The organism is Candidatus Reidiella endopervernicosa (assembly GCF_013343005.1).
GTDB lineage: Bacteria > Pseudomonadota > Gammaproteobacteria.
In genome coordinates this window covers 1,817,166-1,838,430 of record NZ_CP054491.1, presented here as the reverse complement: position 1 = coordinate 1,838,430, position 21,265 = coordinate 1,817,166, and the positions used below count along the sequence as shown (strand labels likewise).

At 52.2% G+C, this 21,265-nt stretch carries 22 protein-coding genes and 1 pseudogene; 5 read left to right on the top strand and 18 right to left on the bottom strand.

From position 1 onward, the window contains the following. From HUE57_RS10260 to HUE57_RS10225, 8 genes are all read right to left on the bottom strand, one after another. A complete protein-coding gene (locus HUE57_RS10260; RefSeq protein WP_174673123.1) occupies nt 1-1,185 on the bottom strand; it encodes an efflux RND transporter periplasmic adaptor subunit in 1,185 nt (394 codons plus the stop codon). 345 nt (nt 1,186-1,530) lie between these two features. Further along, complete coding sequence (gene rluB / locus HUE57_RS10255) at nt 1,531-2,367, bottom strand: 23S rRNA pseudouridine(2605) synthase RluB (protein ID WP_078483377.1); 837 nt, start codon at nt 2,365-2,367, stop codon at nt 1,531-1,533. A 6-nt stretch (nt 2,368-2,373) separates the two neighbouring features. Then, a complete protein-coding gene (scpB, locus tag HUE57_RS10250; protein WP_078483376.1) occupies nt 2,374-3,426 on the bottom strand; it encodes an SMC-Scp complex subunit ScpB in 1,053 nt (350 codons plus the stop codon). Beyond that, complete coding sequence (locus tag HUE57_RS10245; RefSeq protein ID WP_236725664.1) at nt 3,416-4,264, bottom strand: segregation and condensation protein A; 849 nt, start codon at nt 4,262-4,264, stop codon at nt 3,416-3,418. Before HUE57_RS10245 ends, scpB begins: the two co-directional genes overlap by 11 nt. 122 nt (nt 4,265-4,386) lie before the next feature. After that, complete coding sequence (locus HUE57_RS10240; RefSeq protein WP_078483374.1) at nt 4,387-5,604, bottom strand: tryptophan--tRNA ligase; 1,218 nt, start codon at nt 5,602-5,604, stop codon at nt 4,387-4,389. A gap of 27 nt (nt 5,605-5,631) precedes the next feature. Beyond that, nucleotides 5,632-6,285: a site-2 protease family protein gene (locus HUE57_RS10235; protein WP_078483373.1), complete on the bottom strand. Its 654-nt coding sequence runs from the start codon at nt 6,283-6,285 to the stop codon at nt 5,632-5,634. Between the two features lie 40 nt (nt 6,286-6,325). Beyond that, nucleotides 6,326-6,949 carry an L-threonylcarbamoyladenylate synthase gene (locus HUE57_RS10230; RefSeq protein ID WP_078483372.1) on the bottom strand — a complete coding sequence of 208 codons (624 nt, stop codon included), beginning with the start codon at nt 6,947-6,949 and terminating at the stop codon, nt 6,326-6,328. Between the two features lie 27 nt (nt 6,950-6,976). Next, nucleotides 6,977-7,834: a PHP domain-containing protein gene (locus HUE57_RS10225; RefSeq protein WP_078483396.1), complete on the bottom strand. Its 858-nt coding sequence runs from the start codon at nt 7,832-7,834 to the stop codon at nt 6,977-6,979. 148 nt (nt 7,835-7,982) lie between these two features. Between HUE57_RS10225 and HUE57_RS10220 the strand changes: the two genes are divergently transcribed. From HUE57_RS10220 to HUE57_RS10205, 4 genes are read left to right on the top strand one after another with little or no spacing between them, the layout of a single operon-like run. Further along, nucleotides 7,983-8,648, top strand: a complete 666-nt coding sequence (locus HUE57_RS10220) for a septation protein A (protein WP_078483371.1) — start codon at nt 7,983-7,985, stop codon at nt 8,646-8,648. Beyond that, nucleotides 8,648-8,947 carry a YciI family protein gene (locus HUE57_RS10215; RefSeq protein ID WP_078483370.1) on the top strand — a complete coding sequence of 100 codons (300 nt, stop codon included), beginning with the start codon at nt 8,648-8,650 and terminating at the stop codon, nt 8,945-8,947. The genes HUE57_RS10220 and HUE57_RS10215 overlap by 1 nt, the downstream gene beginning before the upstream one ends. Next, on the top strand, nt 8,947-9,219 hold the full coding sequence (locus tag HUE57_RS10210; protein WP_078483369.1) for a BolA family protein: 273 nt from the start codon (nt 8,947-8,949) through the stop codon (nt 9,217-9,219). The genes HUE57_RS10215 and HUE57_RS10210 overlap by 1 nt, the downstream gene beginning before the upstream one ends. A 33-nt stretch (nt 9,220-9,252) precedes the next feature. Beyond that, nucleotides 9,253-10,110, top strand: a complete 858-nt coding sequence (locus HUE57_RS10205; protein ID WP_078483368.1) for a peptidylprolyl isomerase — start codon at nt 9,253-9,255, stop codon at nt 10,108-10,110. A gap of 112 nt (nt 10,111-10,222) precedes the next feature. Here HUE57_RS10205 and HUE57_RS10200 read toward each other — a convergent pair whose 3' ends face one another. The 3 genes from HUE57_RS10200 to HUE57_RS10190 form a co-directional block, all read right to left on the bottom strand. Further along, the gene (locus HUE57_RS10200) at nt 10,223-10,819 is read right to left on the bottom strand and encodes a LysE family translocator (protein WP_078483367.1); all 597 of its coding nucleotides are present in this window, start codon (nt 10,817-10,819) and stop codon (nt 10,223-10,225) included. 58 nt (nt 10,820-10,877) lie between these two features. Further along, nucleotides 10,878-11,390 carry a GNAT family N-acetyltransferase gene (locus HUE57_RS10195; protein ID WP_078483366.1) on the bottom strand — a complete coding sequence of 171 codons (513 nt, stop codon included), beginning with the start codon at nt 11,388-11,390 and terminating at the stop codon, nt 10,878-10,880. Nucleotides 11,391-11,609: 219 nt separating this feature from the next. Continuing rightward, a complete protein-coding gene (locus HUE57_RS10190) occupies nt 11,610-12,782 on the bottom strand; it encodes an SPOR domain-containing protein (protein ID WP_078485102.1) in 1,173 nt (390 codons plus the stop codon). A gap of 201 nt (nt 12,783-12,983) precedes the next feature. Between HUE57_RS10190 and HUE57_RS10185 the strand changes: the two genes are divergently transcribed. Next, on the top strand, nt 12,984-13,190 hold the full coding sequence (locus tag HUE57_RS10185) for a hypothetical protein (protein ID WP_174672676.1): 207 nt from the start codon (nt 12,984-12,986) through the stop codon (nt 13,188-13,190). Between the two features lie 221 nt (nt 13,191-13,411). On the opposite strand, the gene HUE57_RS10180 is transcribed toward HUE57_RS10185, so the two are convergent. The 7 genes and pseudogenes from HUE57_RS10180 to HUE57_RS10150 all read right to left on the bottom strand — a co-directional run bounded on the left by HUE57_RS10180 (nt 13,412) and on the right by HUE57_RS10150 (nt 21,265). Next, nucleotides 13,412-14,185: a LicD family protein gene (locus HUE57_RS10180; RefSeq protein WP_078485101.1), complete on the bottom strand. Its 774-nt coding sequence runs from the start codon at nt 14,183-14,185 to the stop codon at nt 13,412-13,414. A gap of 12 nt (nt 14,186-14,197) precedes the next feature. Continuing rightward, nucleotides 14,198-15,277 carry a pyridoxal-phosphate-dependent aminotransferase family protein gene (locus tag HUE57_RS10175; protein ID WP_078485100.1) on the bottom strand — a complete coding sequence of 360 codons (1,080 nt, stop codon included), beginning with the start codon at nt 15,275-15,277 and terminating at the stop codon, nt 14,198-14,200. Between the two features lie 2 nt (nt 15,278-15,279). Continuing rightward, complete coding sequence (locus HUE57_RS10170) at nt 15,280-16,620, bottom strand: Gfo/Idh/MocA family oxidoreductase (RefSeq protein ID WP_269087673.1); 1,341 nt, start codon at nt 16,618-16,620, stop codon at nt 15,280-15,282. Between the two features lie 262 nt (nt 16,621-16,882). Next, a complete protein-coding gene (locus tag HUE57_RS10165; RefSeq protein WP_174673122.1) occupies nt 16,883-18,148 on the bottom strand; it encodes an Hsp70 family protein in 1,266 nt (421 codons plus the stop codon). A 55-nt stretch (nt 18,149-18,203) separates the two neighbouring features. Continuing rightward, a complete protein-coding gene (locus HUE57_RS19970; protein WP_320416234.1) occupies nt 18,204-18,383 on the bottom strand; it encodes a BRCT domain-containing protein in 180 nt (59 codons plus the stop codon). Nucleotides 18,384-18,771: 388 nt separating this feature from the next. Then, nucleotides 18,772-20,483 (bottom strand): annotated as a pseudogene (ligA, locus tag HUE57_RS10155) (NAD-dependent DNA ligase LigA); the annotation flags it as partial. Between the two features lie 5 nt (nt 20,484-20,488). Then, on the bottom strand, nt 20,489-21,265 hold the full coding sequence (locus tag HUE57_RS10150; protein WP_172840353.1) for a cell division protein ZipA: 777 nt from the start codon (nt 21,263-21,265) through the stop codon (nt 20,489-20,491).

Here is a 21,265-nt window from a genome sequence, read left to right as displayed (position 1 = left end):
CTATTCCACACTGCTATCTTGCGCTGGCTCAGCACCGTGCGGGGTGGCACTAACCGACATGCCCGGGAAGAAGATCCGCGCCGATCCGTCGATCACCACTTCATCACCCGACTCCAGGCCAGAACGAATAATCCAGCCGTTCTCTATACCTTCGACATTTTTCACCCACTCGCCCACCACCACGTGACGTTTTAAGGCGATCGATTGATCGCTCTCATCCTTAGCGATGGCGTAAACATACTTGCCCTCTGGATCGTCTAATACTGAGCGTTGCGGCAGCACGATCGTATCGGTACGGACCGCACCCTGCAGCTTCACATTGACGAACTGTCCGGGTGCCAGCAGCCCATCGGAATTATTTACGATGGCACGGGTGGCAAAATTACCGGTGCGGCTATCGATCTTATAGTCCTGAAAGTCGATCGCACCGATATGATTTAAATCCTCACCCGTGGCGGAGAAGAGAGCGACTTTAAAGCCACCCTCGGGGAGCCTAATCTTTCCCTCTTTGGTCTCACGTCGAATATCCAGCTGTACCGCCTCGGCAACGCCAAAATCGACGTAGACCGGATCGGTCTGTGCCAGGGTGGTCAACAGACTATCGCCACCCTCTTCAGCCAGCCCGCCTTCGACCTTCAGCGCCCGACCGGCAACACCTGCAATCGGTGCCGTCACCTGCGTGTAATCGAGATTGATAGTTGCGCTTTTCACCCTTGCCTGCGCGAGTTTGACCGCCGCCTCTGCCAGGTCGCGTGCAGAGTCTGCGTCATCAAGCTGATTTTGACTCACCAGGTTTTTCGCCAATAGCGGCTTCATGCGTAGCTGTTCACGTTTGGCACGCTTAAGCTCTGCCTCTGCACTGGCTAACTCAGCCTCGGCCTGTGCAAGCTGCACTTCATAGGTTGAGGGCTCAAGTTGAAATAGAAGATCGCCCGCATCGACCAGACCACCCTCCTCATAGTGCCGCTGCTCAACGAGACCGGTAACACGCGCTCGAACCTCGACCTCACGTGAGGCGGCAATCTGCCCCACATACTCATACTGCAGTGCCACATCTTGCTGCTTGATGAGCAGAGTCGTGACACTCGCTGGAGGCATTTCACCACCGGCCGATTCATCCACAGCTTCACTGCTATCACAACCGCTCATCGACACGACCGTTGCCAGCAGCAGAAGAGAGAGCAACTGTTTTCCTGATCTCATGGGAATCCCTTATTCAGCCAGAGACAGACAGCACTCTAGGCGGTTCAATTACAGTGATAGTTGAAGATAACGCTGGACAGCTTTAACACCTCAGATGCGAGGCGTGCTTCTCAGTATATGCAGTCGCAATCAATGCAACAAGCCAAGCCACGTCTGCATTCAACCTAAATTTGGCGGTCACAAAATGACCGATGAAAAACCGATCACAGAGTCCGATATGGGACTCAAAAGGGAGGGGTGTCGGCCATAGATTGTGCCGGGATTAATGGTCCCGGATTTCGATGCTGTGCGCCCCGATTGTCCGTCACCCAGACAATTGGAAGTGCGCTATTTTTTAGATGGACGTGACTTCTTGTAGGGAGAGGAGTGTTTTTTGGCGGATTTGTGCGCCTGCTTCTGTCCCGGTGCTGGTGACGGTTTTTCAACCTGCATTGAAACGGCATTGAGTAGCTGCTTCAGCTCTCCATCCTCAAGGTCTCGCCAGGCACCGCGAGGCAGACGACGCGGCAGCGAGATCGGTCCGAAACGGGTCCGGGTCAGACGTGAAACCTGCACACCCTGCGACTCCCACAGACGACGCACCTCTCGGTTACGCCCCTCTTTGAGGACGACGTGGTACCAGTGGTTGGCACCATCACCACGCCCCTCGGAAATCTTGTCGAATCGTGCCCGACCATCCTCGAGCTCGACACCACGTTGCAGCGCCTTGATCATCTCGGGTGTCACCTCACCCAGCACTCGCACAGAGTACTCACGATCGATCTCGCTGGAGGGGTGCATCAGACGGTGCGCCAGCTCACCATCGTTGGTTAGCAGCAGCAGACCGGAGGTATTGATATCGAGTCGGCCAACATTGATCCAGCGACTCCCCTTCAACTTCGGCAGGCCATCGAAGATGGTGGGACGTCCCTCTGGATCGGAGGTGGTGGTCACCTCACCGGTTCGTTTGTGGTAGATAATCACGCGCCGCTCTGGCTGCGCATCGGCGCTCTTGAGTTTAATCAGGCGGCCATCGATACGGATCTTGTCGTGCCCGCCCACCTTAATGCCGAGCTCGGCGATGACGCCATTAACGCTAATGCGTCCCGCCTCGATCCAGCGCTCTATCTCACGCCGTGAACCGTGACCAGCCGCTGCCAGAACCTTCTGTAGTCGTTCAGCCATAGTCTGTTATTGCGCCTGCTCACTGTCGGCGTCCTTGCGTATCTCAACTTCAGCAGCCTCATCACTCTCCGATGGCTGCTCCGCATCGGTATCCGATGCTGTTTCATTCTCGTCCGTCACTGTCGCAGCAACTTCAGTATCCGCTTCTACCGACGTTTCTTCCGTGGCGTCACTATTAGCATCAGATTCGGCACTTACGTCCCGAGACATCTCTTCCGACTCATTATCGGGAGTAGCTTCTGACTCATCACCTTCGACCGGATCACCGCTTACTGGCTCTGCAGCAATCTCATTCTCTACGGCATCAATATCGCCGTTATTAGATTCAGCCTCGCCCGAGGCCTCCTCCGAAGCATCTTCTGACTCGCCATCAGCAGCATCGTCCGTTTCTGCCTGATCCGATTCTGCTACTGAAGTGTCTTCACCCTCACCAGCGGTCCCGTCCTCGGCCTCTGTATCACCCTCAACACCACCCAACGGTTTCTTGCCCTCACCGGGGAGTGCCAGATCAAGCTCAGCATTAATACTATCGATGTCGCGAAGCTCAGAGAGCGGTGGCAGATCGCCCAGACCTTTTAGATTGAAGTAGTCGAGGAATTCACGGGTGGTGCTGTACATGGCAGGACGGCCCGGCACATCACGATGGCCGACCACACGCACCCACTCACGCTCGAGCAGGGTCTTGACGATGTTGCTGCTAACACTGACACCACGGATATCCTCGATCTCACCACGAGTAATCGGCTGGCGATAGGCAATCAGCGACAGGGTCTCGAGCAGTGCGCGTGAGTAGCGCGTTGGGCGCTCCTCCCAAAGGCGGCTGACCCACGGCTCCATATCGCTCTTCACCTGCAGGCGATAACCGCTGGCCACCTCAAGGATCTCGATACCGCGTTCGGCGTAGAGCTCATTGAGCTGCTCGATCGCCTTGCGTAGCTCGCCCTTGTCGGGACGATCATCATCAGCAAACAGCGCCAGCAGATTATCGAGGGTCAGGGGGCGCCCCGCTGCAAGCAGCGACGCCTCAACGATATGGGTCAGTTTCTCTTCATTCATCATCGTCACTTTCTGCAGTTGGATCCTGCATCTCTTGTTCTTCTATCTGTTCAACCGGCTCGACCCCGCTGTGGCCACCGGCGGCCTTGAGGTAGATCGGCGCGAAGGGCTCGGACTGGATAATCTCCACCAGCGACTCCTTGATCAGTTCAAGGATCGAGAGGAAGGTGACCACCACTCCAAGCCGCCCCTCCTTAACATCGAACAGACTGGTGAAGTCGGTAAACTTATCGGCCTCGAGCACACTGAGCACATTCGACATACGCTCACGCACCGAGAGTGCCTCACGCTGGATATGGTGTGAGGTAAACATCTCGGCGCGGGTCAGTACATCCTTGAAGGCTAGCAGCAGCTCGCGCATCTCAACATCAGGATCGTCCTGGGTCTGGACACGCTCGGGAGCCACCGCACTGGTGGGGAAGGTATCGCGCCCCACCTGCGGTAACGCCTCGATATCTTCGGCGGCCTGCTTGTAGCGCTCATACTCCTGCAGACGGCGCACCAGCTCAGCGCGTGGATCTCCCTCCTCGCCCTCCTCAGTCGGTGGACGCGGCAGCAGCATGCGCGATTTGATCTCAGCCAGCATCGCCGCCATCACCAGATACTCAGCGGCCAGTTCGAGACGAATCTCCTTCATCATATCGATGTAACCCATGTACTGGCGGGTAATCTCAGCAATCGGAATATCAACGATATCGAGGTTCTGACGACGGATCAGATAGAGCAGCAGATCGAGCGGTCCCTCAAACGCCTCGAGGAAGACCTCCAGCGCATCGGGTGGAATGTAGAGATCCTGCGGCAGTTGGGTAACCTGCTCGCCCATTACCATCGCGAACGGCATTTCGCCCTGCGTACCGTCGGCCGGTGGCGCCTGCTCGGCACTCGGCTGCTCGGCAGCGTCCTGCTCTGCCGTCTCCGCCTCTGTGCTCTCTACCTCTGGCTCTTCGATTTCCATTTCACTCTCTATCGGTAGGAGAGGCCCATCGCCTCACGTACCTCATCCAGCGTCTCGCGCGCCACATCACGCGCCGACTCACTTCCTTCAGCGATGATCTGGCGTACCAGATCGGAATCGTTCTCAAACTCGCGAGCGCGATCACGGATCGGCTCCAGCTCCGCCTGTACCGCTTCGATTACCGGCTGTTTGCACTCGATACAGCCGATTCCGGCGCTACGGCACCCTTCCATCACCCAATCCTTGGTCTCATCGCTCGAGTAGACCTCATGCAGCTGCCACACCGGGCAGACCGCTGGATCACCCGGATCGTTACGGCGCACGCGGTTGGTATCGGTCGGCATGCGGCGCAGCTTCTCCGCAATTGCATCGGGATCCTCACGCAGTGAGATGGTGTTGTTGTAGGACTTCGACATCTTCTGTCCATCGAGTCCCGGCATCTTGGATGCAGGGGTCAGCATCGCCTGCGGTTCGGGCAAGATAATGCGACCACTCCCCTCAAGAAATCCGAACAACCGCTCACGGTCGCTGATAGAGATGTTCTGTTGCGATTCGAGCAGCGCCTGGCCCTTCGCCAGCGCTTCGCCATCACCCTGCTCCTGGTAGAGCCGACGCAGCTCACGGTAGAGCTTCGCCCCCTTCTTGCCCATCTTCTTCACTGCCGCCTCGGCCTTCTCTTCGAAACCCGGCTCGCGACCGTAGATATGGTTAAAGCGACGCGCCACCTCACGGGTCAGCTCGACATGGACCACCTGATCCTCACCGACCGGCACACCGCCCGCCTTGTAGACCAGGATGTCAGCGCTCTGCAGCAGCGGATAGCCGAGGAAACCGTAGGTGGCCAGATCCTTCTCCTTGAGCTTCTCCTGCTGATCCTTGTAGGTCGGCACCCGCTCGAGCCAGCCGAGTGGGGTCATCATCGAGAGCAGCAGGTGCAGCTCGGCATGCTCCGGTACGCGTGACTGGATAAAGAGTTTGGCTGAGCCAGGATCAACACCCGCCGCTAGCCAGTCGATCACCATGTCCCAGACGCTCTCCTCAATGATCGCGACATCCTCATAGTGGGTCGTCAGCGCATGCCAGTCGGCAACAAAGAAGAAGCAGTCAAACTCGTGCTGCAGGTTGACCCAGTTCTTCACCACACCGTGGTAGTGACCGAGGTGGAGCTTGCCGGTGGGGCGCATACCGGAGAGGACGCGCTTATTCTGCGATGGATTGGAACTCAAGGTGACTCCTAAAATTCTTCTAGTAATTTATAAACCGATCAATTTGTAGAGCATATCCTGCACACCGAAGACCACCGGACCCATGATCTTACCCAACAGTCCGGTTGCCAGCAGGCCCAATAGTATAAAGAATCCGTAGGGCTCGAGACGACCCAGCTGGTAGGACTGCGGACCGGGCAGTAGCCCCATCGCCACTCGCCCGCCATCAAGTGGAGGCAGTGGCAACATATTCAGCACCATCAAGATCGTATTGATAAAGATCCCCGCTCCGCCCATATAGATCATCGGCAGCGCCATCCAGGCCACACTATCGCCAACTGACAGACCGATCTTCATCACGATAGCCCAGAAGATTGCCATCAGCAGATTAGAGAGCGGTCCGGCAACAGCCACCAGCGCCATATCGCGTTTCGGGTGTTTTAAATTCTGCCAGGTCACCGGTACCGGTTTGGCCCAGCCGAAGATGAAACCGCCCAGCATCAACAGCAGTAGCGGCACGATCACGGTACCCACCGGATCGATATGTTTGATCGGGTTTAGCGTTAGACGACCGAGCATCATCGCGGTCGGATCGCCAAGACGACGAGCCATCCAGCCGTGGGCCACTTCGTGTACGGTAATTGCGAACAGCACCGGCAGTGCCCATACCGCAACCCGCTGAACCATGTTGAGTTCTTCCATCGCGCGATTATATCCGTTCAGCCAGAGCACCCATAACGGGCTACCCTTCCATCCCTGAGATGTCACCCTTACCAACACGGGTCACCTGCACATCGCCCTCCTCGAGGTGGACCACGGTGGTCGGCTCGATATCGCAGTAACCCCCATCGATCACCAGGTCGACCTGATGCTCCAGAATCTGACGCATCTCATAGGGATCAGTCAACGGGAACTCCTCACCCGGCAGCAGCAGCGTGGTGCTGAGCAGCGGCTCGCCGAGCGCCTCGATGAGCGCCAGGGCGATGGCGTTATCGGGAATGCGGATACCGATATTACGCCGCTTCGGGTGCATCAGGCGGCGTGGCACCTCGTGGGTCGCCTTGAGGATGAAGGTGTAGGGGCCGGGTGTGTGGCTCTTCATCAGTCGGTAGGCGATGTTATCGACCTTGGCGTAGGTGGTGATTTCAGAGAGGTCACCACAGACCAGGGTGAACTTGTGTTTATCATCGACGCTGCGCAGGGCACGCATGCGATCGAGGGCGCGTTTGTCGCCGATATGGCAGCCGAGTGCGTAGCAGGAGTCGGTCGGATAGACCACCAATCCCCCACCGCGAATGATCTCGACTGCTTGATTGATCAGGCGCGGTTGCGGGTTATCGGCATGGATAGCAAAAAACTGGCTCATTAATAATTCTTCGGTAAAAGGGGAAAATCAGGCGTTGCTGACGCGTTCGGCAGGGTGCCAGTCGGCCCAGATTGGCTCACAGCCGTTGGGCAGATCGGGTAGTCGTCCCAGTTCGGTCCAGGGAGTCTCCGGTCCGTGGTAGTCGGAGCCGGATGATGAGAGTAGATCGAAGGCACGGGCATGGCTCGCCATGACGATATTTTCACTGGCGCTGTGGCTTCCGGAGACCACCTCAAGCGCATCACCGCCACACTCCTTAAACGCCCCAAACAGACGGCGCAGTTTGGTCGCCGTCATGGAGTAGCGCGCCGGGTGGGCGATCACTGACTGACCACCGGCGGCCTTGATCCAGCCAACTGCCTCATCGATTGCGGCCCATTCGCCAGATACATGGCCCGGTTTATTGCGCACCAGATAGCGTTTGAAGACCTGGCGCATATCCTTGGCGTGGCCCGCATCGATCAGAAAGTGGCCAAAGTGGGTACGACCCACGATGCGTCCCTTGGCAAAACGGCGTGCACCTTCATAGGCACCGGCAATCCCCGCCTTCTCCAGTCGGCGCCCGATCTCCTCGGCACGCCACTCGCGGAAATCACACAGTCGATTCAATCCTGTCTGCAGTTCGGCATTCTCGATATCGACGTTAAGCGCGACGATATGGACCACCTGTGCGCCCCAGGTGACCGAGATCTCAGCGCCTGCAACCAGTTCAATACCGAGCCTGTTAGCCTCGATGCGCGCCTCTTCGATCCCAGCGGTGTTGTCGTGGTCGGTCAATGCCAACACCTTCACACCCTTCTCATGGGCACGCGCCACCAGCGCCGTCGGCGAAAGGGTGCCGTCGGATGCAGTTGAATGGGCGTGTAGATCGTAGGGTTGAGACATCAGGGCATTGTACTCCATGCCCCTGGCAAAAGCCCCTCCTATACCTTGTGTATCGGGTGTGCGTAAAGCGTGACGAGAGGTTGAGTATCACACCCCAGAGTGGGTTAGAATGCCGCTTTGCCCAAGATGGGCGTGACTTAAGATAACTATGAAATTTCTCTTCGATTTCTTCCCGATCCTGCTCTTCTTCCTCGCCTACAAGACCTACGGGATCTTTACAGCCACCGCGGTGGCCATCGCCGCCTCGGTCGCCCAGGTCGCCTTCTTCTGGCTCAAACACCGTCGCTTCGAGAAGATGCACCTGATCACCATGGCGCTGATTGTCGTGCTCGGTGGTGCCACGCTGATTTTTCAGGACCGCGCCTTCTTCATGTGGAAGCCGACAGCGGTTAACTGGCTCTTTGCACTGGTCTTTCTCGGCAGTCAGTTCATCGGTCAGAAACCGATCGTTGAGCGCATGATGGGCCACGCGATTCAGATCCCCGCCAACATCTGGTCGCGACTCAACTTCAGCTGGGTGATCTTTTTTGTAGCGATGGGTCTGGCAAACCTCTACGTCGCCAATTTCTTCTTCCAGGCGGAGCTGAGTCTCAACCTGGCCGCCGGCGAAGCTGTCGACCTCGACACCTGCGCCACCACCCTGCAGGGCAGTCTGCTCACCCTTTGCGAAGCGGCCAAAACCGCCGAGGAGGACTGGGTCGACTTCAAGCTGTTCGGCATGATGGGGCTCACCTTTGTCTTTGTCATCGGACAGGCCTTCTATCTGGCCCGCCATGCACCCGATGAGGAACAACCCAGCGAGGAGAACGAATAGTGCTATACGCCATTATCAGTGAAGATGCCGAAGGCACCCTGGCAAAACGACTCGAGACCCGCCCCGCTCACCTTGAGCGCCTGCAGGCACTCAAGGCCGATGGACGCCTGCTGCTCGCCGGCCCGCACCCCGCCATCGACAGCGAAGAGCCGGGTGAGGCTGGATTCAGCGGCAGTCTGGTCGTCGCCGAATTCGCATCACTCGAGGCCGCACAGGCATGGGCCGATGCCGACCCCTACCTCGAGGCAGGCGTCTACGCCAAGGTCACCGTTAAACCCTTCAAGAAGGTACTGCCCTAATGAGTACAGATCGCATCACTATGATTCGCGAGCGTCTCGATGCCGCACTCAGCCCAACTCAGATCGATATCATCGATGAGAGCGCCAAACACGCCGGTCACGCCGGTGCCAAAGGCGGTGGCGGCCACTTCATCGTCACCCTCATCTCCGGGAACTTTTCCGGCAAAAGCCTGATCGAACGTCATCGTATGGTCTACGACGCACTCGGCGATGCAATGCAGAGTGAGATTCACGCCTTGAGCATCAACGCCAAGGCCCCCGAAGAAATTTAATTAAACGACAACAACCACCAAGGAAACCTACCGATGCAAAACAGGAAAGCCGCTCTCGCGGTAGCAGCAGCCCTCTCAGCCACTCTGCTCTTTGGCTGTAACGACAAGAGTGAAACCGCAGAGAGCGCACCCAAGCCTGCTGCCACCGCAGCCATGGTCGAAACTGCCGCTGCAGTTGCAACCGTCAACGGCATGGCGATTACCGATGCCATGATCGATGCACAGGCCAAGCGCATGGGCAGCCAGCCAGGCATGTCCGAACTGGACCCTGCGATGCTGCGCGAGGCCGCCACCGATGCCCTGATCAACCACACGGTGCTGGTACAGCAGGCTGAGAAGCTCGGTTTTGAGAGTCGCCCTGAGATCAAGTCGCAGATCCAGACCCGTCGCGACGGCATCCTTGCCAACGCGCTGCTCAAAGAACAGCTCGCGACCGTCAGCTTCAGCGATGCTGAAGTACAGGCAGAGTACGAGAAGCACTTCAACACCAAGGAGCAGGAGTACAAGGCACGTCACATCCTGGTTGAGGCTGAAGAGAGCGCCAAAGAGCTCATCACCCAGCTCGACGCTGGTGGTGATTTTGCTGCACTAGCTAAAGAGAAGTCGACCGGCCCAACTGGTGCCAACGGCGGCGACCTCGGCTGGGTCAGCCCTTCACAGATGGTCGAGCCATTTGGAAATGCCCTCAAGGCGATGGAGACAGGCAAGTACAGCAGTACTCCGGTAAAGACCCAGTTCGGCTGGCACGTCATCCTGCTTGAAGAGAGCCGTGATGTGACTCCACCGAGCCTCGAGCAGGTCAAACCACAGCTGACTGAGCTCATGAAACGTAATGCACTGAAGGCTTATCTCGAAGATCTTCGTACCAAGGCCGATGTAAAGATGAACTAACGTTTTACCGTTAGCTCATTAAAAAAGGGAGGTGCATCTGCACCTCCCTTTTTCATTGCGAATAATTCAGCGATCGCGAAACACCTACCAACTAAACCATGCCTAACGAGCCTTAACCACTCACAAATAGCCACAACGCGGTAATAGTAAGCAGTGATCCAAATAGGAGCCCCTGCATCTGTTGATTACCACGTTTTGAAACCAGCATTGCCAGCGTCTTACCACCTACAATCCAGATCATACTGGTCGTTAACGTCAGCGAAACCAGCGCCAGAGTGAGAAATACTATCTGACCATGACCATCTAGTTCCGGTCGATAGAACTGCGAGAACATGATCATGGGAATCAGGAGATACTTGGCATTCAATGCCTCAACGATCACACCATCCTTAAAGCTCAACGGTGTCAGGGCCTCTTTATAGGAGGTGGAGAGCCTAAAAAACTTGTAGGCGAGATAGAGTAGAAATGCGATACCCACGTACCGTATCGCATCAAGAATTCCTGGAAAACGCGTGATCAGATAGTTAAGACCGAAGCCGACAGCCAATGTCTGGAACACACTCGTGATATTGGTACCCAGCCAAAACGGGACTGTCCCACGCACCCCAAAGGCACTGCCTGATGCGGCATAGAGAATGTTGGCTGGACCCGGACTAATGACTATGGGCAGTAGCGTAACAAACCACAGCAACACCAATTCGAGATTCATAAAACATCACTCAGCAACAAGTCATACAAACAACTTTCGATGTTAAATTCTACGACCGTCAAGATAACGACTTCGATAGTTTTTTCAGCTTGCTCTGATATCCAAGCTTCGCATAGAGATCTAATGCGGAGTCATTAAACTCATAAACAGAGAGCACCATCTCCTCGGCACCAAGTTTCTGAAAATAGCACTCAATTTCGGCGACAAGCATTTGAGCCACACCAATCCTTCGGAATGGCTTAGCTACAGATAGCTCATCGATATAACCAACCAAACGGCTCTTATGAATCAATGATTTCTGGTCGATTAAAGAACCTGAGACGATTCCGCAGACATCACCATCAACTCTTGCCATCAGCATCACATAGTCACTGCTTGAATACAGCGCATTGAATCCTTCAAGGGTGCAGTGCTCTGAAATATCACCTGGCATTCTGAACTCATTAGGCATCTGTTCGTAGTGATAGAGATCACTCGAATAGTAGAGTGATTTGATGAGCTCAAAATCCTCTACTTCGACACGCACAACCTCAATTTCTTGATGAATAACAGGACTAACAGATAGAGTCATAACAGGGCTTATCCATAGCAATTACTGGTAAAAACAGATACCGCGACTATCGGCTCCAGAACAGAGATTACCCTATTATTAGTAAGAAATACGATCTAACGCCGATGTCTCTACTCCACTCAATTAAATATGACTGTGGTCAAACGAAACACCCGATAAAATAACTGATGAACTGTGACTCCTTCCCAGTCCGTCAGTCCATTGTTGTCGTTAATTTGGTTAAAGCAGCTGCTGTATCCAACCAAACTGACGAACGGTTGGGTTCTGCTGTCGTAATACCGATGGCAACACGCTCATCATCGCCCTACCCTCAACCTCAGTTGCATAGATACCATAGAGCACCACATACCAGTCGCGCCCACGGAGCTCTGTCTTCACATATGAGACCGGTTCAACCAGCAGAGACTGCACCTTACGGATATAGTTAAAGGCCTCTGACTTGTTGCGAGTGCCGTAGAGTTCGATGGTCATCTGCTCAGGTTTTTGCAACAACACCCAGTCACTATCGTGCACGGCAATGGTAATCGCACTAGAATTTACGTCGAAGCTTGGGTTAATACTCTGCTCAATCGATTTAATGTTCTCATTCTGTGCCGTGAGTGCCTCACGATTGGTTTGAATGAGGGCTTGGTTAGAGGCTTGATGAAGTTGCTGCAATTCGTTCAGCTGATGCTCCTGATCGAACAGGTAACCCAATGTAAGAAGCGCCAGTAATACCAGCGCCAAACCCGCGCCAAACAGACGGCTGCGGAAACTGAACGACTGCCCCAATCGTTTACTGGCAACGCTCAGATGATGGGTAAACTCTTCAAGCTTATAGTTTCGTCGCTTGAGGTCACTTATATAACTTTCGTTGCGATCGCTCCTACGCCCTAGCTCGTTAGTCTGAGCAAATAGCTCCTCAGTGCTCTTGTTTAATTGTTCATCAACACGACTTAGTTTTTCATCAAGCAGACGAACCTTGGCGGGCGTCGGTTCAAGCGCGACGACGCGGTGGTCTATTTTTTCCAAAGCGAGAAACAGCTCTTTAAATTCCGCAGCGGTCTGCTCTTTGAGCTGTCCCTGTCCTTCCTCAACTGTCTGCAGAGTGGAGCTTATAGCGCGGGTCGTTTCGGTAAGAGTCTCAAGCTCTGCGAGATGCTGGCGCAGCGCCTGCTCTGCCTCGACCTGTCTCGGCTCTAGCAGATCAAGACGTCGGCGTAGCTCGACACTATCCTCGCTCAGACGTTCGAGCAGCAGATGCAGACGATTCTTTGCAGTAGTGATCTCTTCGTTAAAAGGTATAACCGTCGATACAGACTGCGTAGATTCATGTGCGATTAGACCAGTCTGTTCGGCGTTATCGTCGCCCTGTGACTGACCATCATAATTTGTAGTTTGCTGTTGCGGCATCGGATTGTCCCTATTATCAGCCTGAGTATATTAGTAAATGCTAACATTCTAGCCGAATTGAGCAAGAATTCCACTTTCTACACTATTCGAAGGGATTTACTGTTTTAAGAGCGCTGAAGAAGGCGGCTGTTGTTGAGGCAGAATGAAAGCATCAGATCGCACATTTGTGAAATCATTCATTGAGAACCGGGAGTCGCTATTTTGCGAAAGTTTGTTTTGGGCATCCAAGCCCAAGCAAACAGCAAAAACTTAACGCGACCGTTTATGCCTACGGCGCCCCGACCGTCCTGCGTACGTTGCGTAATCACCTCTTCGCGGCTCTACACAACTCCCTCAGTGACTCTACGCCGACATAAAGCCGCTGCTGCATCTTCTTCGTCGTCCGCTCGCGCTCTCAACTACGAATAGGCAGACGGCGTCGACTATCGCGGACTAACCGCCTTCGCTTCGCTATCCATGGCGGTCAGCGGTGGTGAACCGCGTTTTTGTACGCGTCGGTTGAATGCTTATGGAATATAGATTCTAACGTTGATAATGGAGAGGATCATTGACTACCCTTTTCCTGATTGGAGAGACACACATAATTTGCTGTGTATAGATAGATAGATGGACGCTCACGACAAAAGAACTCAAGGAGATAACTCTATGCTATGCGCATGAATCACTCGCTTATCTTCCGGTGGTAGCTGCCTATAGTCGAAGCTGTAGATCGCATCCAGATAGTGATCTGCATTTTTTGGAGCAGAGAAAGATAGCCCTTCAAACTCCAGCGTAGAAAGAGGAAAAACCTCTGCAATATCAAACCAGGCAGCCACATCCGGCATTTCACCGCTATAGATAACCTTTGAATGATCGTATTCCCACCCCTGGTGCATTTGTTTTAAAGATGAAGCCAGGGTAGCTCTGGTTAGAGGATCATCCTTTCCATCTGGTGTGTGCAGGCTTGTAGCTGAGAGTTCTCTTATCGCTTTAAGCGTCCTGTCGTAATAGTCCTTATTTTCCTCTGTATTTTCTATGGCAAGCATTGGAAAAATATCGACAAATACGCCCTGGTGGTAATTTACATCGCTCTCTTGTTCGTGAAACTCTACAATCCGAGCCTTATTAGAACGTAGTTTAATGTAATCAAATTTGAAGTTTTTATCGGTTATGGATGTTTGAAGAAATATATCACTCGAAAGCTCACTTTCAGCTATTTTCAAGAATTCGTTATAATCCTCGATGGGCATCGAAAGATCTATATCATCATCCCACGGTATAAAACCCTGATGACGAACTGCGCCTAATAATGTTCCAGAATCCAACCAATACTGAAGCTGGTGCTTTTTACATATTGCATCAAACTCGATTAGCATATCGAGCATAATCAACTGGGCTTTACGTAAAACCTGAGGGTCTATCATCAGGCTATACCGCTATGCTCTAACCACAGCATAATATTCATGCAAGGCATCAATGAGTATGTCGGTATATTCCTTTGTCATTTCACCCATATGGGAGACCCTAAAGACAACATCACGCTCCGCACCACCATTAGGACAAACCATAACTTTGTAGTTTTCTTCTAAAGCATTAACGATGTCCATTGCCGATTTTCCATCGGTTGGGGTTAGGGTGGTCATCGCATTTGGCATATAGGGTGTATATTCTTTTAACGGTAACGCCTTTATGCTTTCCCTAAAGTAGTTAGCGACCTCTTTTGCACTCGCGATACTCTGTTCCACACCACCACGCCTGCTTATTTGATTGAGTCTCGCCTGCAGTTGCAACATTATCGTAACAGCCGGTGTATAGGGGGTTTGCCCTCTTTCACCATTAACCAGATAATCTTTATAGTTAAAGTACAGAGAATTGATATCTTGTAAGTTTTCTAGTGCGTTAGGGGAAAGCACCACCATGGTAAGCCCAGGCGGCAAGGCCAGACCTTTTTGAGAACTTGCAATAACAACGTCGATGTTTGACTGCTGCATATCGAGCGGATCGGTCACCAGCATAGAGATCGCATCTACAATGTAGAGCATCTCATTTTTAATCGCATAGTCACCCATAGCATCCAAATCATAAAGGTGGCCAACAGATGTTTCGTGTGCATTAACGACTAGCGCCGTGTAATTATCATCTGGCGCTAAACGCTCAATGTCGGTTAGATTAGTATTGTTAACCTTGAAGTTAGTATGCGGTATCTCATGTGTGGCACAAATATCGACAAATCGTGCACCAAATCCACCACCATTGACCACTAAAGCATTATCGTCTTTATGGAGTAAATTCATCACCGCAGACTCCATACCTGCAGTACCCGACGCCGTTAAGAAAATGACCTTTGAACCCTCTGGAGCATTGACCATATCTAACAGCCCGTTTTCACAGGCGAAGGTCACATCCGAAAACTCACTATTTCTAAAGTAGGGCGTCTGCTTAGCACCCACCTGCAGTATCTCTTCAGACATCTTTACGGGACCTGGGGTGAAAATAGCGTAATCTTCAAAAATCATATTCAAGCCTTCCCCAATTCCTTAAATTTTCTTTCGTTATATTCCAAAAGAACCCTATTAATTCCGATCATATCTTTAGGCGACAACATACTAGATTTACGCTTACCTCTTTGGATCAACGAAGCAAATTCTGCAATCATATAGCGCAGCCCGCAGCCATCGAACTCATATTTGAATGTTTGGCTTTTATTTTCATCTTCAAAGCGCACATGAAACTGCTTTGTTAACCACCATGGCGCAGGGATATAAACATAACCCTTTGTCCCAGAGATCACTGCGTCACCTTCCGACTTAATTCCAGTAGCTACGTTCGATATCCCGACAGCACCACCTTTATGTTTACTGATAATAAGATTGGAAACATCATAACCTTCATTACCCTGATCAAAAAAAGTTATATCTTTGCTTTCTCCTAAAATCTTATTGACCAACAAGGAGGGGTAAGAAGACAAAATATTGGTGGCACCTTGAGCCATAAAGGTGTCGGGATAATCTTTCTCTTTATAAAGTGAAGTACGTGTCGCTCTAACCTCTTTAACATCACCAATTATTCCTTTATTCAACTCAGTCAACAGCTGATTAAAGGCAGGCAAAAACGCAGTCTTGAGCGCAGAAAGCAGTAGAACCCTCTCTTTCTTCGCCAATGAGAGCAACTCTATTAGTTCACTTTTATTCAGTGCAAGAGGGTTCTCGCACAACACATGCTTTTTGGCTATTAATGCTTTTTTGATAAGCGGATAATGTTTTTCTAGCGCAGTATCAATATAGACCGCAACAATACTTGTATCTAAGAACTCATCGTAATTGTCGTGACCATACCTTATGCTTTCATTGTTTTGGGTAAATTTCTTTAAGGCTGGCAAGTCAGGCGAATAGATCCGATTGACCTTTAGATTTGGCACATGTTTAGCCTCATCTATAAAGGCTTTAGTATCACGACCAAGACCAACAACACCCAACTTTATAAGGTCAAAGTTGTCTCGTCTCAGCAAGGTGCTGGATATACCCTTTGTACGAGGAAGGTATTCAACGTGGGTGTATTCATTCAGGTAATCAAACACACCCTCCCAATCATCGCCAATGGCAAAAATATCAACATCATATTTCACCATATCTTCCGCTTTTTGCTTTTTGTGTTTCTCCATAATGACCTTGTCGACAATATCCAACGCCTCGATTGCCTGCACCCGCTTCTGCGTGCTTTCGATAACATTCAATTTGCCACGTGAGCGGTCATAGTTTTCGTCAGTAACACCCACTATAAGGTAGTCACCTAACGCCTTGGCACGTTTCAGCAGCCGCAAATGGCCCTGATGGAACATATCGAATGTCCCATAAGTAATAATTGTTTTTTTGGTATTGATATCTAAATCCGTGTATCGACGAATAACGCTTTGTATTATAACAAGAAAAGAGTTGCATATAAAACGACAACCCTAACCAAACCGGAATAGCACTAATCAATCCACCTTACTGATATACCCGATCAAAACACCTGACTTGCGATCTATTTCAAACGATTAACCCGTCTTATATCATAGAAATCTAGCCTGCTTGATCACTCCATGAACAACCAAACCACGCCTCTCAGCTTGAGACTAGTATCTACTTAAATTTCTCCATGGCATCGTAAGTAAGACCAGTTCCTACACTTCCAAATGCATCACCTTCAACCGTACGAGCATTTCTAAACAAGGCACCGATTCTATTTTTAATAAAATCTATCTTAGTTGTTCCACCCGTGTAATAAATAACATCGACTTCATCACCACTAAGCCCGACAGACTTGAGCATCGATTTTATTTCATTAAGCACGCTATTAATTTTCTCGATTATCAAACCCTTCAAATCCGAATGAGACAAACATATGGAAAAACCAGTCTCAACAAATTCAAGATCTATCTGTGCCTCACCATGACTAACCAAATCAATTTTGGCGCTCTCACAACTTGCTAACACCCTATGCCCATCCTGTTTTTCGATAACCTGTAAAAACTTGGTCACCTCATCCATATTGCAGGCATATCGAAAAGTATCCTTTATCTTCCTTACTGTTCCTGGACTGTAGAGCTGGCTCACCAAATGCCACATTGTCATGTCATAAAAATAGGACTTTGGTAATGGCAACTCTTTTCCTGAAGACGATATCATCGTCCCACCCATACCAAGCTTAGACATTACCTTATGTAAGGCGATCACCTGATCTATATCTGTACCGCCTATATGAATTCCTGCAGTAGCAACAATGTCGCCAGATGATCCATCGGCATCGTCTCCTGTTCTTACTATACTGAAATCGGACGTACCGCCACCAATATCGACAATCATGGCCAGCTTATCCGCTGTATTTTCATGGCCAAACGTTTTCGCAGCAGCAATTGGCTCAAACTGGAACTCAATATCCTTAAATCCCTGCTCAACAAACACTTCTCTTAGTACATTTTCAGCCGCTTTATCTTTTTTTGAATCTCGGTCATTAAAATGTACTGGACGACCCACAACCACATTGGACAACTCTGCTTCTACAAGTGATTCACCAATCGATTTTACATGGGCAACATAAAAACCAATAATCTCTTTAAATGACTTATGCTGATTAAAAATCACCGAGGAAGCGTTCATCGTCGATGTTCCCAGGACGCTTTTCAGAGATGTCAGCAATCGCCCTTCTTCATGATTAAGATAATTCTCGACAGCTATCTCACCAAAGCTAATCGAGTGATCAAGCTCATTAAAAAACATTGCCGACCTAAGTGGCTTCTTTCCATTTTCCAGATCAACTAGCGCTGGAAAACCACCTCGAATAACACCAAGCGTAGAATTGCTTGTTCCAAAATCGAATCCGCAGATTCCCATATTGCGACGTCCCATTACTCACTTATGTTTACTGTCAATACTAAAACGGGCCTTTAAAAGCCCCATCAGATTAGTCGCTGGAGGTGAAATCTACTGGATTGGCGAGTAGCACCACTAACTCATCATCCCCGAGCACGTCTATCCCAAGCGACTCCGCCTTGATCAGTTTTGAACCTGCCTCGGCTCCCGCGATTACGTAGTCAGTTTTGTTCGAGACACTACCTGTGACCTTGGCACCAAGTAGCTGCACTTCTTTTTTGCCTCGTTGCGAGACATCGACTCAAGCGTACCGGTGAGCACAAAGACCAACCCTTCCAACGGCAATTCTCCGACTGGTTGCTTGCTCTCTTCGGCAACCATCGTGACACCCGCAGTGGCCAGCTTCTCGATCACATCTAGATTGTGCTGCTGATGGAAAAAAGTAATCACGTTGCTGGCACTGACCTCGGCAAAGCCGGGCACCTTAACCCTCTTGGCATTCTCCAGCTCATCAACACTCGCCTCTCGTAGCTCTGTGAGTGTTGCATAGCGGCAGCGATCGCCTCAGCAACCTTAATACCAATGCCTTTGATCTTCAGATCAGCGAGAAAAGGAATGAAGTGGTTTCCCTCGAATTTCAGCTCAGGGTGCGATTCTAGATAGTCGACCAACGCCTCTGCCCCCTTGCGACCCACACCTTTAATGCCGCCGCTCTCAACAAAGTCGGTAAGCACAGCCTTTTCGAGATTCTCAATTGTATGGAAATGGTTAGCGAGCACTCGTGCCATCTCCTCACCGACTCCGGGAATACCGAGTCCGAAGACGACCCGCTCGAAGGGGCGCGACTTGCTGACCTCAATGGCAGCAATTAGATTATCGGCAGACTTTTCGGCCATGCGCTCCAGCGCAATCAACTCTTCTCGTTTGCCAGCTAATTCGTATAGGTCTGCAGCACTCTCGATCAATCCCTCATCGACCAGCTGCTCGACCAATTTGTCGCCCAGCCCGTCGATATCCATCGCGCGGCGTGAAGCGAAGTGTTTGATTGCATTCTTGCGCTGCGCCGGACAGGAGAGACCGCCAGTACAGCGGGTCGCCGCCTCCCCTTCCGGTTTAACCGTTTCTGAATCACAGACCGGGCAGTGCGTCGGAAGGTATAGGGCTCGCTATCCGCAGGGCGTCGATCGAGCACCACCGAGACCACTTCGGGAATCACGTCACCGGCACGGCGAACGATCACGGTGTCACCGACCCTCACCCCCTTGCGTGCCAGCTCATCGGCGTTATGCAGGGTGGCATTGGTGACCGTAACGCCACCCACTTCAACCGGTTCGAGTCGCGCCACCGGGGTAAGTGCACCAGTGCGCCCCACCTGCACCTCGATATCGCGAACTGTAGTCAGCTCCTCCTGGGCAGGGAATTTGTGGGCGATCGCCCAGCGCGGAGCGCGGGCGACAAACCCGAGCTGCTGCTGCTCTTCAAAACCATTGACCTTGTAGACGACACCATCAATCTCATAGGGGAGCGCATCGCGCCGCTCGCCGATCTCGCGGTAGTAGTCGAGACACCCCAGCACCCCTTCGACTACCCGAAGCTCAGGACAGACACGCAGCCCCCACCCTTTGAGCTGCACCATCACCTCGCTGTGAGAGTCGGCTAGTTCACCACCCTCCACCACGCCGATGCCGTAGCAGAACATGGTCAGCGGACGTTGGGCTGCGATCTTCGGATCGAGCTGACGCAGTGAACCGGCCGCTGCGTTACGCGGATTGGCGAAGGTTTTTTCCTCGCGCTCACGCTGACGGGCATTGAGTTTTTCGAAACCCGCCTTTGGCATGTAGACCTCACCACGCACCTCCAGCACCTCGGGCCAGTCCGTCCCCTGCAACTTTAGAGGCACGCTGTGGATGGTGCGTACGTTATGGGTGACATCCTCGCCGGTGGAACCATCACCACGAGTGGCGGCTCGCACCATCTCTCCTTTTTCGTAACGGATACTGATCGCCAGCCCATCAAGCTTCGGCTCAGCAACATATCGAATGGTGTTATTAGCTGAGAGTCCATCACGCACGCGGCGATCGAACTCATTCAGCTCCTGCTCACTAAAGGCGTTGCCGAGTGAGAGCATCGGTACTTCATGTTTGACCTGGGAGAAACCGGCGAGGGCCAGGCCACCAACTCGCTGGGTTGGCGAGCTGGAATCGACAAGTTCGGGATATCTCTCTTCCAGTGCCTGCAGCTCACGGAAGAGACGGTCGTACTCGGCGTCGGGGATGATGGGATCATCGAGGACGTCGTAACGGTGGTTGTGGAGGTTTAACTCACTGCGCAGCGCATCGGCACGCTGCCAATCCTTCTCGGTCGCAATCATTGCATCTATTTATTGGCAGCTTGCTGCTCTAGCTTGCGATGCAGCAGATAATCCTGCACCTCTTCACGCATATGGCTGGCGGTCTGACGGCTCAGCACGCTCTTGGTCTCATCGAGCAGATCACCACCGAGGCGATCAGCCAGCGTATGAGCACTCTCAAGCATCGTATCGAGGGTTTTGATTGCATCGCCACGACCGGGCAGCGGCATAAAGATACTGAGTCCGGGAGTGGCGTAGTCGTCACCCATCTTCTCCGGCTCGAAATAGCCCGGCTCAACCAGACTGGCGAGACTAAAGACACCGCCACCCTCCACGCGATGATGGAAGATCTGCATCGCACCATACTCGAGTCCAACCGCCTCAAAGGCGGGCCGCAGTGCGGTACCGGTAAAGGGGGTACCGCGCGGCGCGGCGATATAGATCGCCACCACCTTATCGGCGTCGACCTCCTCCTCTTCAGGGGTACGCTGCTCGGTATCGATACTCGGAAGCTCAGCCTGAACAGGGTTATCGAGCACCGGTGGTTCCTGCTCGTCGATCTCGAACTTCTCACCGCTAGCACTGAATGAATCGAGATCACCCAGCTCATCGATGCTCTTGTCACGCGCCGCCTCAACACTGCTCATCGGCGGCAGATCGAACTCCTCTTCGAAAGAGACCGACTCATCGAGCGGGTCGGGCTGGCGGTCGGCCTGACGGCGACGGCGCTGTTTGCCAACGAAGTAGATGCCTGCAATCAGCACCACACCAGCGATTAGCAGGATAAGACGTAGTTGATCCAC